Origin of the sequence: Streptomyces thermospinosisporus (assembly GCF_039526425.1) — a bacterium.
In the GTDB taxonomy this organism is placed as follows: Bacteria; Actinomycetota; Actinomycetes; order Streptomycetales; family Streptomycetaceae; genus Streptomyces; species Streptomyces thermocarboxydovorans.
The window spans coordinates 1-11,906 of record NZ_BAAAIZ010000112.1; the positions used below are offsets into that span (position 1 = coordinate 1).

The 11,906-nt window shown below is 74.5% G+C and carries 11 protein-coding genes; 8 read left to right on the forward strand and 3 right to left on the reverse strand.

Translation table 11 applies throughout. The features are described from left to right. Together ABD207_RS28795 and ABD207_RS28800 are read left to right on the forward strand one after the other, a co-directional pair. On the forward strand, positions 1 to 927 hold a 927-nt coding region (locus ABD207_RS28795; RefSeq protein WP_344016152.1), incomplete at its 5' end, for a DUF4139 domain-containing protein. Between the two features lie 7 nt (positions 928 to 934). After that, on the forward strand, positions 935 to 2,491 hold the full coding sequence (locus ABD207_RS28800; protein ID WP_344016153.1) for a mucoidy inhibitor MuiA family protein: 1,557 nt from the start codon (positions 935 to 937) through the stop codon (positions 2,489 to 2,491). On the opposite strand, the gene ABD207_RS28805 is transcribed toward ABD207_RS28800, so the two are convergent. Next, positions 2,478 to 3,659 carry an NAD(P)/FAD-dependent oxidoreductase gene (locus tag ABD207_RS28805; RefSeq protein WP_344016154.1) on the reverse strand — a complete coding sequence of 394 codons (1,182 nt, stop codon included), beginning with the start codon at positions 3,657 to 3,659 and terminating at the stop codon, positions 2,478 to 2,480. The genes ABD207_RS28800 and ABD207_RS28805 overlap by 14 nt on opposite strands. A gap of 174 nt (positions 3,660 to 3,833) precedes the next feature. Here ABD207_RS28805 and ABD207_RS28810 point away from each other — a divergent pair, with 174 nt between their 5' ends. After that, positions 3,834 to 4,049 carry a hypothetical protein gene (locus ABD207_RS28810; protein ID WP_344016155.1) on the forward strand — a complete coding sequence of 72 codons (216 nt, stop codon included), beginning with the start codon at positions 3,834 to 3,836 and terminating at the stop codon, positions 4,047 to 4,049. 282 nt (positions 4,050 to 4,331) lie between these two features. Here the strand turns inward: ABD207_RS28810 and ABD207_RS28815 are convergent, their stop codons facing one another. Then, the gene (locus tag ABD207_RS28815; protein ID WP_344016157.1) at positions 4,332 to 5,861 is read right to left on the reverse strand and encodes an alpha/beta hydrolase; all 1,530 of its coding nucleotides are present in this window, start codon (positions 5,859 to 5,861) and stop codon (positions 4,332 to 4,334) included. Between the two features lie 95 nt (positions 5,862 to 5,956). On the opposite strand from ABD207_RS28815, the gene ABD207_RS28820 reads away from it, so the two are divergent. The 3 genes from ABD207_RS28820 to ABD207_RS28830 all read left to right on the forward strand — a co-directional run bounded on the left by ABD207_RS28820 (position 5,957) and on the right by ABD207_RS28830 (position 9,060). Further along, positions 5,957 to 6,928, forward strand: a complete 972-nt coding sequence (locus ABD207_RS28820; protein WP_344016166.1) for a MerR family transcriptional regulator — start codon at positions 5,957 to 5,959, stop codon at positions 6,926 to 6,928. A gap of 312 nt (positions 6,929 to 7,240) precedes the next feature. After that, positions 7,241 to 8,254, forward strand: coding sequence for an ATP-binding cassette domain-containing protein (locus ABD207_RS28825; protein ID WP_344016158.1), 1,014 nt, complete (start codon positions 7,241 to 7,243; stop codon positions 8,252 to 8,254). Continuing rightward, complete coding sequence (locus tag ABD207_RS28830) at positions 8,251 to 9,060, forward strand: ABC transporter permease (RefSeq protein ID WP_344016159.1); 810 nt, start codon at positions 8,251 to 8,253, stop codon at positions 9,058 to 9,060. The genes ABD207_RS28825 and ABD207_RS28830 overlap by 4 nt, the downstream gene beginning before the upstream one ends. Before the next feature lie 53 nt (positions 9,061 to 9,113). Here the strand turns inward: ABD207_RS28830 and ABD207_RS28835 are convergent, their stop codons facing one another. Next, complete coding sequence (locus ABD207_RS28835; protein ID WP_344016161.1) at positions 9,114 to 9,728, reverse strand: DUF998 domain-containing protein; 615 nt, start codon at positions 9,726 to 9,728, stop codon at positions 9,114 to 9,116. A gap of 142 nt (positions 9,729 to 9,870) precedes the next feature. Between ABD207_RS28835 and ABD207_RS28840 the strand changes: the two genes are divergently transcribed. Together ABD207_RS28840 and ABD207_RS28845 are read left to right on the forward strand one after the other, a co-directional pair. Next, entirely contained in the window at positions 9,871 to 10,623 is a 753-nt protein-coding gene (locus ABD207_RS28840) for an IclR family transcriptional regulator (protein WP_344016163.1), read from the forward strand. Positions 10,624 to 10,740: 117 nt separating this feature from the next. Then, the coding region (locus ABD207_RS28845; RefSeq protein ID WP_344016164.1) for a PP2C family protein-serine/threonine phosphatase at positions 10,741 to 11,906 on the forward strand (1,166 nt) is incomplete at its 3' end.

Sequence of the window (11,906 nt, forward strand, 5' to 3'; positions counted from 1 at the left end):
CCGCCCTCCCCACCCGCCGGGTCGGCCCCCCGGCCGTCCGCGCCGCCTGCCGTGGGCCCGCCGCGGCCGAGCGGCGACGAGCTGGACTACTCCGCCCTCGTGCTGAGCGGGCCGGAGGAGCCGGAGGGGCGCCGGGGTCTGCTGTTCCCCGGTGCCGCCGTCGACCCGGTGACCGCGGAGCACCGCCGGCGCGCGGAAGGGGTCGCCGCGCTGCCGCTGCCGGGACACGCCGTGCCGCCCCGGGAGTCGGCCGGTTCGTTCGACCACCGCTACGACGCCGCCGCCCGCGCCGACATCCCCTCGGACGGCACCTGGCACACCGTCACCGTCGCCGGGATCCCCGTCGGTCTGCGCACGGAGTACGTGTGCGTGCCGTCGGTGGAGGAGGCGGTGTACGCGACGCTGGTGCTGGACAACGCCACCGACCAGGCGCTGCTGGCCGGACCGGTGGAGGTCACCGCGGACGGGGAGTTCCTGGCGACGACGGCCCTGCCCACGCTCGCCCCGGGCGGCGTGTGCCGGGTGGGGCTCGGTCCGGCCGAGGCCCTCGCGGTCACCCGCCGGACCAGCCTGCGCGAGTCGACCGCGGGCCTGCGGAACAACGTCACCGTGCTCGAGCACCGGGTCCATGTGGAGCTGGCCAACCGGCTCGCGCAGCCGGTGACCGTCGAGGTGCGCGAGCGGGTGCCGGTGACCTCGGATGCCGACATCCGCATAGAGGAACGGGCCGACTGGACCGCACCGGAGAAGGTCACGTCCAGGACCGGCCCGGAACCGGAGAGCCACGCGGAGGCCGAGGAGCACGCGCCGGGCACGCGCCTGTGGCGGGTCACGCTGCCCGCGGGCGGCACCGCCGCGCTCGACGGCGGCTACGACATCCGTATCCCGGCCGGCAAGGCCCTGGCAGGCGGCAACCGCAGGAGCTGACTGACCCATGTCCACCACACCGGAGACGATCGCTCTCCCCGTCACCGCCGTCACCTGCCTGGAGGACCGCGCCCACGTCGAGCGCACCGCCTCGCTCGAACTGCGGGCCGGCACCCAGCGGTTGCGTCTGGGGCCGGTCAGCGCGCTGGTCGTCGACCGCACGCTGCAGGCCGAGGTGACCGCCGAGCACCCGGTCACCGTGCTCGACGTGCGGACGGTCCGCACCTGGACGCCGCGCGGGCCGGAGCCCGCCCAGGACGACTCGGCGCTGCGGCGCCGGGTGCGGGCCCTGGAGGAGGAGCAGGTCGCCCTGAAGCAGCGGCGCGCCCGGCTGCGGACCCGCCTGGATCTGCTCGGGAAGCTCGCCGCCGATCTGCTGCGGGAGATCGGCGAGGGCGCAGGCCGCGGCGAGACGGACCGCGACCGCTGGAGCCGTGAACTGGACCGGGTGGACGCGGAACGCGAGGACTGCGGCGAGCAACTGCGGTCCCTCGACACCCGGTTGGCCTCGCTCACCACCGAACTCACCGAGGCCGTACGGGCGAGGAGCCTCGCCGAGACCGAACCCGCCGAGCTGACCGGCCACATCGAGCTGACCGTCGACGCCGCCGCCGGGGGGCCGGCCCGGCTGAAGGTGCGTCACCTCACCCCGTGCGCGCTGTGGCGGCCCGCGTACCGTGCCGCGCTGGACGGGGACTCGCTGACGCTGGACACCGAGGCGGTGGTCTGGCAGCGCACCGGCGAGGACTGGACGGACGTGCGGCTCACCCTGTCCACCGCGCGTTCCGCACGCTCGACCGAACCGCCCCGGCTCGGTGAGGACCGGCTGACGCTTCAGGACCGCTCCCCCGCCGAACGGCGCACCGTGCAGGTCGAGCTGCGCGAGGAGGAGATCTCGGACCTGGGTCCGGCCCCGGTGCCCGGTCTGCCGGGCGTGGACGACGGCGGGGAGGTGCGCGTGCTGCACTCCCCCGCCCCGGTCTCCGTCCCGGCGGACGGCCGCGCCCACCGGGTGCCGCTGTCCTCCTTCACCGCGCCGGCGGTGAGCGAGTACGCCTGCGCGCCCGAGCTGTCGCCGCTGGTCACCCAGGTGGTGCGGTTCGACAATCTCTCGGGGCACGCCCTGCTGGCCGGGCCCGTGGACCTGGTCCGCGACAGCGGGTTCACCGGCCGCGCAACCCTCGACTTCACCGCCCCCGGCGCCCCCGTCCGGCTCGCCTTCGGCAGCCGTGACGACCAACGCGTGGTGCGGCACACCGAGGAGACCCGCGAGACGGGCCTGACCGGGCGGACCCTCACCACCCGGACGGTCCGGCTGCACCTCTCCCGCTTCTCCGCTCCCTCGGAACGCGACGAGCGGGTGATCGTGGTGCGCGAACGCATCCCGGTCTCCGAGGTGTCCGCGGTGGAGGTGCGGCTGCGCAAGGAGGCCTGCTCGCCCGCGCCGGACTCGGTCGACGCGGACGGCATCGTCCGCTGGGACGTCCCGCTGGCACCCGGCGGCCGCCGCACCGTCACCCTCGTCTACGACATCGCGGCGAGCGGCAAGGTCACCGGCCTGTGACCGGCACCCCGTCCGCGCGCACGGTCGGGAAGGAGCGGTCGCCGAAGAGGATGCGGCCGGCCGCCGCCCGGCCGAGCGGTGTGCGCAGCAGGGCGAACGCGGCACTCGCCGCTGCCGGAGTCCGGACCAGGCCGAGCCCCCGGCGCAGGGTGAGACGCCCGCGGAACTCGGCGCGCAGCGCGGCCCCGTCGTAGCGGGCGAGCGGCTCGGCGCTGCCGCAGCGCAGGGCCGTGTCGAGGACGTCCGCGGCCAGCTCGGACAGCCGCAGGCAGGGATCGAGGCCGCCCGCGGTGAGCGGGGAGACGGCGCCCGCCGCGTCCCCCACCAGCAGTCCGTCGGCGCAGCTGATGCGGCGCAGCACTCCGCCCACGGGTATCGGGCCGCCGCGCCGCTCCACGGCCCCGGGGCGCGGCACGCCCCGCAGGCCGGGGGCCGTGGCGCTGAACCGGGTGAGTGCGTGGCGCAGGCCCTGCGGGAAACGGTCGGGGTATCCGGCGACGCCGACGTGGGCGTGCCGCCCGTCGTCGACCACCCAGGCCAGATAGCCGGGGGCGAGCGACGGGTCGAGCACGCAGTGGAAGGTGGGCCGTTCGTCGTGCGCGGGGACCTCGAACACCTCCTCGGCGCCGACCAGCAGTCGGCGGTTGCGGTCCAGGCCGAGGTCGCGGGCGACGCGTGAGCGGGCGCCGTCGGCGCCGACGACGAAGCGTGCCCGGACCGCTGTGGGGCCGTCGCGGCCGATCAGGTGCACGGTGCCGTCCCGCCGGCCGGCGTAGCGGGTGCCCAGCGCCATCCGTACGCCCGCGGCGGCAGCGTCGGCCGCCGCCGACTCGTACAGCGGACCCATGTCGCCGACCCGGTACTCGTCGCGGTCGCTGACGAGGTCGACCGGGCGGTCCAGGCCGGGCGGGTAGAGCACCACGCGGCGGATGGGCGGGCCAAGATGGGCGGCGGGCAGCGGGAAGTCGTCGAGCGTCTTGCGCACGAAGATCCCGGTGGTGCGGATCGCCCCGGTGAGGCGGGTGCGCCGTTCGACCAGCAGCACGTCGTGGCCGCGTCCGGCGAGCAGCGTGGCGACGTGCAGGCCGGCCAGCCCGGCCCCGACCACCAGGACGTCCGTGCGGGCCTCGGCGCCCGGCCGGTCGGAAGCAGCGACGGATTTCGGCATGACGGCAGCACCTCTCGATCGAATGACGATGGAAACCTATCGATATTCGATACATCCCGCAAGGCGGGACACTGGACGTGAGAGCGGCCATCGGGATGCCGCCGTGCCATGCCGGACGGGTGGCGGCGGGACCGCTGGTCAATGCCGAGAGCGCACTCAGGAGAGGAGCGGGGCATGGTGACCGATCCCGTCGGACGTTTCCTGGCGGCACTGGACCCGGAGCACCGGGAGAACGTCGGCTCCGCACCGCGCGGGGATCAGGAGCGGCTCGCGGCGGCCTGGGAACGCGAACTGGAGAGCGACGACGAGCTGGACACGCTCGACGAGTTGTCGCCGCCGGCGGCGGAGGCCGAGGCGGCCCGCCGGGTGCTGGCGCGCGACGCGGGCTAGGGCTGTCGTTCGGATCTTGTCGCTTCCGGTGGCGGTTCCCTTGCAGCAGCCCCGAGCGGGGTCTGTGCGTGCAGCTGCGAGGCGGAGGAGGGCGGCGACGCGTTGGGGGTCCCTCCCGCGCGAACGCAGCCGAGCGTGGGGGAGTCGCCAACCGACGACAAAGCCGCAGATGCGCGTGCCGGACCCCGCGACCCGCGGCAAGATCCGAAAGACAGGCCCCAGGGCCTCTCGTTCGGCTCAGCCCGTTCGCCGGCGAGCCTCTGCCGACAGGCCGGGGGCCGGTCAGGCGCGCCGGTGGAGGTGGGCGAGCACCGTGCGCATCGCCCGCTGCACGGCCTCGCGTGACTCCTGGCCGTGGTCGAGGGTCTCGAAGGCGTGGGGGGCGTTCGGCGCGTCGATGATCTCGACGCCCGGCTCCCGGCCCTCGGCGGCGGCGAGGAACTGCTCCACGGTCGCGGCGATCTCGGGCGACTCCCGGCCCACGCGGGTGAGGACGAACGGGGGCAGGTCTCCGGCGTCCGCCATCGCGGCCACCGGACGGAATCCGCCGTCGTTCAGGCCCCAGTTGGGCAGCGGCGCGAGCACGGGGTAGCTGGCCGCCAGGCAGCGCAGCCACGGCGGGGGCGCGGCGATCCAGTCCGCGCCGAGCAGTCCGCCACCGGAGAAGAACCACAGGGCGATCCGGTCCGCGTCGACGCGCGGGTCCTTGCGCACCAGCTCGACGGCGGCGGCCACGTCCGCGGCGGCGAGCGGGTAGGCGGAGAGGTCGTGCAGACGGTGGTCGAGGGTCACTCCCATCACGCCCTCGGACGCCGCGTACTGCGCGTAACCCCTGAGGGTCGGCCAGTCGCGCGGGGTGGGGCGGGCGTGCGCCGGCACCGGACCGCCGTGCACGAAGACCACCGCCGGGTGCGGTCCGTCGCCTTCGGGGAGGTGGAGGTCGACGGCGCCGTGGCGCTCCCGGGGGCGTTCGGGCACGTCCAGCAGGAACGGCCGCAGATGCGGGGGGAGTTGCGCGGAGCCGGCCGGCTGGAGCCGGTGGCCCTCACCGGCGGCGGCCTTCAGCAGCACCTCGGCCAGCTCGCCGGGGCAGGAGAGCATCGGCCAGTGCCCGGTGGCCAGTTCGAAGAAGGTCACCTCGGGGCGGGCCAGCACCTGCAGGGCGGGGTCTCCGAAGTCGACCAGGCGCTGCACCATCTCGATGCTGGCTCCGTTGCCCGTGCACAGCACCCCGGAGGTGGGCACCGCCGCCGCGGCGCCGGTCAGCCGCAGCGGCTGGATCAGGGTGCCGAGCGGTTGCGGTGCGGCGAGGGCGGCGAGGGTGTCGAGCGCGGCGGCGGACAGGCCCTGGGTGCTCCCCCAGCGCGCCCAGTCGTCGCCTTCCGGCGGCGGCAGTTCGCCGTCGGGGCCGTCGCTCTCGGCGCGTGCGGTCACCTCGGCGCGGAGCGTGCCGTCGGGCACCGCGGCGAGGGCGGGGACGCCGTCCTGCGGCATGCCGGCGTCGAGGTGGACGATCCGGCTGATGCGGTCCGGCCTGCGGTCGGCGGCGCCCATCGCGGGGTGGATGCCGTAGTCGTGGCCGACCAGAACGATCTCCTGCCCGAAGGCCGACCACACGGAGTCCACGGCCGCGAGCACGTCCTCGATGTGGGTCTCCAGCGAGACGCCGGACGGCCCGGGAGTGCGGGCGCCGGAGAGTCCGGTGAGGGCGACCGGATGCGCGTGGGCGCCCGCCGCGGTCAGCCGCGCGGCCGTGTCCCGCCAGATGCGGGGGCCGGTGAACACGCCGGGCACCAGGATGAAGACGGTCATGGAACGCTCCTCGGCAGATCGTCGTCAGCGGTCCCGGATCGGTCCCGGGCCCGCACCGGCCGGTACCGTAGGAACTCCCCCTGAGGGAGGTTCAACTGTTCATGGCGCACGACGGCCTGTGGAGCATCGGTGAACTCGCCGAGCACGCGGGCGTGACCGTCAAGACCGTCCGCTTCTACTCCGACCAGGGGCTGCTGCCGGAGGCCTCCCGCAGTGCGGGCGGGCACCGCCGCTACGGCCCCGGGGCGCTGGAGCGGCTCCGGCTGATCCGTTCCCTGCGCACCCTCGACGTGCCGGTGCCCGAGGTGCGGCGGATCCTCGCCGAGCAGGACCGGCGGGAGGAGAACGGCGAACGCGACGGGGCGGGCGGGGCGCTGGAGAGCGCCGTCGCGGGACGGCTGCGGGCGCTCGGCTCCGAGCTGAGGGCGCTGCGGTGGCGGGAGGCGGCGCTGCGGATGGTGCACGCGTGCCCGCCCGGCGAGCGGGCCGACCGGCTGATGCTGATCGGCTCGGTGGAGGTGCCGCCGAGCACGGCACCGCTGGCGCGGTTCTGGCGCGGCTGGCTGCCGCCGCGGATGCCGGCCCGCGCGGTCGCCGCCTTCCTTCAGGTGGCCGTACCTCAGGTTCCGGACGATCCGGACCCCGGGCAGGTGCTCGCCTTCGCCCGGCTGCACGCCCTGGTGTCCCGGCCCTGCTCCGGCGCCGGTCAACCCCAGCCGGCCGCGCACCGGGCCGCCGGTTCCGACGGGGCGGCCGTGCTGTACGCGGGGCTCGACGAGGCGTACCGGCTGGCGGGCGCCCGCATCAGCCGGGGCGAGGAGCCGGGGCCCGGGGAGGCGCTGGACGGCTTCGTCGCCGCGTACGCCGCCGCCTACCGCACCAAGGACACGCCGGATTTCCGCCGCCTGCTGGCCGGGCAGCTGGCCACCGACCCCCGGCTGGACGGGTACTGGGAGCTGGCGTCCGTGGTGGCCACCGCGCCGGGGAGCCGGCCGGAGCCGACACCGGGTGCGGCCCATGACTGGCTGCTCACCGCACTGCGCGGCCAGGTGGCCGCCGACGCCTGAGCCGCGGACGCCTGAGCCGGGGACGCCTGAGCTGCCGATTTCTGAGCGGAGGACGCCTGAGCCGCCGACGTCTGAGCCGAGGACGCCTGAGCCGCCGACGCCCGAGCCGAGGACGTCTAAGCCGGGGACGCCCGAGCCGCCGGCGCGTTGGCGGCGTACGCCTGAGCGTCGGGTGCCTGAGCCGCGGACGCCTGCGTCGCCGCGCCTCGCGCGCACACCGAGAGGAATGTCAGTGGCGTGCGTCACAGTTGTGGAAGGGTGGGCGCCGAACCGCGACGTCCGCGACAGCGCGAAAGCCGCAAGGGGAATCCCATGACCTACGCGATCCAGGCGGAGGGCCTGGTCAAGCGGTTCAAGGAGACCGAGGCCCTGGCGGGGGTGGATCTGGCGGCCCGGACCGGTTCGGTGCTGGGCGTGCTCGGTCCGAACGGTGCGGGCAAGACGACGGCGGTGCGGATCTTCGCCACGCTGCTGCCGCCCGACGGCGGGCACGCACGGGTGGCGGGGCACGACGTCGTCCGGGAGGCGGCCGCCGTCCGTTCGCTGATCGGGCTCACCGGCCAGTACGCGGCGGTCGACGAGAATCTGACCGGCACGGAGAATCTGCTGCTCATCGGCCGTCTGCTGGGGATGAGCAGACGGGACGCGCGGGCGCGCGCCCGGGAGCTGCTGGACCGGTTCCGGCTCAGCGACGCCGCGGGCCGCGCGGTGAAGACGTTCTCCGGCGGCATGCGGCGGCGACTCGATCTGGCGGCCAGTCTGGTCGGGCGGCCCAGCATCCTGTTCCTGGACGAGCCCACCACCGGGCTCGACCCGCACAGCCGCGGGGAGCTGTGGGACATGGTGCGCGGGCTGGTCGCGGACGGCACCACCGCCCTGCTGACCACGCAGTACCTGAACGAGGCGGATGTACTGGCCGACGACATCGTGGTGATCGACCGGGGCCGGGTGATCGCCGAGGGCACGCCCGATCAGCTGAAGTCCGAGGTGGGCGGCCAGGTGCTGGAGGTCCGCCCGCTCGACCCGGCCGAACTGCCCGTGGTGCACGGTCTGGTGGGCGAGGCGGCCGGGCCGGGCACCCGGATCGAGGGTGAGGTGATCACGGCCCCGGTGAAGGACCCGGAGCTGATGCCGACGGTGGTGCGGCGGCTGGACGGGGCCGGCATCCGGGTCGGCGAACTGGCACTGCGGCGCTCCTCGCTCGACGAAGTCTTCCTGGCCCTGACCGGGCACCGGGCGGAGCCGCAGGCGGACGGCGACGCGGACGGCGAGGACGCCGAGGGCGCCGGGTCCGCCGAGCCCGAGAAGGCGGTGAGCGCACGATGACCGGCGCGACGGTGGCCGCCCCGCTCGCCGGCCCGGGCCGGGTGCGGCCCCTGGCATGGGCGAGCCAGACCCTGACGATGGCGTGGCGCAGCCTGGTGGCGGTGAAGCACAACCCGCTGGAGCTGGTCGACTACAGCGTCACGCCGATCATGTTCGTGTTCCTGTTCACCTATGTGCTGGGCGGGCAGATGGCGGGCTCGTCGGAGGCGTACCTGATGTACGCGCTGCCCGGCATCATCGTCCAGAACACGCTGTTCATGACCGTGTACACGGCGATGGCGCTGAACACCGATCTGACCAAGGGCGTGTTCGACCGGCTGCGCAGCCTGCCCATCGCCCGGTCGGCGCCGCTGATCGGCCGGATCATCGCGGACCTCACCAAGCATGTGTGGGCGATGCTGCTGATGATCGGCATCGGGACGCTGATGGGGTTCCGGATCACCGGCGGGCTCGGCGGATTCCTGCTGGGCGCGCTGCTGCTGGTGGTGTTCGCGGCGGCGGTCTCCTGGACGGCGGTGCTGATCGGGATGCTCGCCGGGGACCCGGAGAAGGTGCAGGCGTTCTCGTTCACCGTGATCTTCCCGATCACATTCGCCAGCAGCGCCTTCGTGGTCGTCGACACCATGCCGGGCTGGCTCCAGGCCTGGAGCGACGTCAATCCGGTGACGCATCTGTCCGACGCCTATCGCGGGCTGCTGGTCGGCGGGCCGGTGGCGGAGCCGGTGATGTGGTCGCTGGTGTGGGCCGTGGGCATCGCGGCGGTGTTCGCCCCGCTGGCGATGCGGGCGTACCGGGCGAAGGTCTGAGCGCGCGCCCTTCACACCAGGGACCGTCACACCGGGTCGTCACACCGGGACCGTCACACCCGGGACCGTGGCCCCACCGGGCTGCGCAGCCGCTGGTGGCGCAGGCAGGAGACGACCACCAGCAACGGGCAGACGGACTGGAGGAACGTCACGAGGCGCTCCGCGACACCGAGGGCGCCGTGCCGCTGCAGCTCGAACAGGAACCACAGCGCTCCCACTCCCATCACCGCGGTCGCCGCCAGGCACGGGCCCCGGCGCAGCGCCCACGCCGCGGTGCCGTTCGGGTCGTAGGCCAGGACCGGCCACACGGCGAGCAGGACGAATCCGACGGCCGCGAGCGAACCGTGCTGCAGGGAGCCTCCGCTGCTCGGCGCCGGGAACAGCGCCACCACCACCGCGGCCGCGCCACCGCCGCCCAGGGTCAGCCGCCCGGGGAGCGCGGCCGGCCTCAGCCCCCAGGCGGTGGCCATGTGGCACAGCCCGAGAACGACCAGGGCCCCGGTCATCACCCAGGCTCCGGGGGCGCCGTCGGCGGCCAGCACGCTGATGGTCTTGGTGGCGGGGTCGTAGGAGCTGCCCGCCATCAGGCCCGCGACCACCCAGCCGGCGATCAGCACCACGGGCGCCAGTCCTGACGAGAGCAGGGCCCACCACGGCACACGTCGCATCGAATCACCGTAGATCATCCGAAATCACCCGTCCCGGTGCACACGCAGAGGGCACGACCGACCGCCGGCGAGCCGGTGTCCCGGAGGTGGCGGAGCGCGGCCCTGCGTTGCTCCGGACGGCGTACGGGGGCAGGCTTGAGCCATGAGCGGCGGTCCCACGCTGATCACCTCCGTGCAGCGCGCCTTCCGGCTGCTGGAGGCGGCGGCAGGGCACGAGAACGGCGCGCCGGCCAAGCAGCTGGCGCGGGAGGCGGGGCTGCCGCTGGCCACGGCGTACCACCTGCTGCGGACGATGGTCCACGACGGCTATCTGCGGAAGCTGGACGACGGCGGGTTCGTCCTCGGCGACCAGTTCCTCACGCTGCACGAGGGCGGCCGCACGCAGGCGCTGATCACCCGGGTCCGCCCGGCGCTCGCGGCCCTGCGGGACGAGCTGGCCACCGCCGCGTATCTCACCTTCTACGAGGACGGCGAGATCCGGATCGCCGAGATCGTCGACGGTCCGCGCGCACCCCGGGTGGATCTGTGGGTGGGGTTCGAGGACGCCGGGCACGCCACCGCCCTCGGCAAGTCCGTGCTGCGCGAGCTGGACGACGCCTCCCGCCGGGACTACCTCTCCCGGCACCGCCTGGAGGACCTCACCCCCCGGACGATCACCAGCGAGCGGGAGCTGCTGCGCCATCTCGAGGCCGATCCCGGGGAACCCGCGGTCATGGACATGGAGGAGTACGCGCTCGGCACCCTGTGCGTCGCGGTGCCCGTCCACGGCGGCGACCGGCTGGGCTCGATCGGCGTCTCCATGCGCGCGGACCGGCTGCCCCGGCTGGACGAGGTCCGCCGGCTGCTGATCCCCACGGCGGGCCGGATCACCCGCAATCTGTCACTCACTATCTGAAAACGGCACCCTTGTGAAATAGGAGATGTCCAGGTTTGCTTGAATATGAGAGGACATCGACCAGACAGATCTACAGACAGCGCATGCCGCGCTGCCGGTGAGGACTGCAGACGACACATGAGGCACGCCCGACAGCATGGTGACGACGACCATCTGCCGAAGCTACGCAGCGGGAAGAGGAGCAGGACAACGGATCACGAGTCGTCGCCCCGGGCCCGCGCTCTGGCCCACTGGGCCGGCGCCACGCCCGCGCTGCCTCTCCTGATCGTCTGCGTCATCGTCCTCGTCGACATCTTCGGGGGCCGGGGCATGATCTGGCTGCCCCTGCTCGCCACCGGCCCCGCCCTGGCGGCCGCCACCAGCGGCTGGCGCCAGGTGATGGGGGTCGGTCTGCTCGCCACGGTCGCCGGTGCGACGACCGGGATCCGCGGCGAGGTGCCCGGCCGGGAGCTGACCGTCATCCTCGCCGCACTGGTCACCGTCACGCTGGCCAGCGCCCTGGCCAGTGCCCTGCGCGGGCGGCGGGAGCGGGTGCTCGCCGCCGTCCGGTCCGTCGCCGAGACCGCGCAGCACGCGCTGCTCGCCCCCGTGCCCGGCAAGGTGGGCCCCTTCGAGGTGGCCGTCCGCTACAGCGCCGCCGCGGCGGAGGCCCGCATCGGCGGCGACCTCTACGCGCTGATCCCGACCCCGCACGGCGTGCGGATGATCGTCGGGGATGTGCGCGGCAAGGGACTGCCCGCGGTGGGGACGGCCGCGCTGGTGCTCGGTGTCTTCCGCGAGGCGGCGCACGACGAACCCGACCTGCTCGACGTCGTCGGGCGGATCGAACGCAGCCTGGCCCGGAACCTCGGGCACGACGACTTCGTCACCGCCGTGGTCGCCGGGTACCCGGGCGACGGGCACCTGGAGGTGGTCAACTGCGGCCACGCTCCCCCGCTGCTGGTCCGCGACCGCGAGGTGACCGCGGTGGCGCCCACCCGGCCGACGCCGCCGCTGGGACTGCGCGCCCTGTCGGGAGAGGCGCCCACCCTGCACACGCTGCCCTTCGGCGACGGGGACCAGCTGCTGCTGTACACCGACGGGGTCACCGAAGCCCGGGACGGCGACCGGGAGTTCTATCCGCTCGCACAGGGCCTGGCCCGGAACGTGGGCGACGAGCCGGAGCGCACCGTCGCCGCCCTGCACCAGGAGCTGCTGGACCATGTGGGCGGCCGGCTGCACGACGACGCGGCGCTGCTGCTGCTCCGCAAGCCGGTCCCGGCGGCGCAGGCCGCGGGCGCGGC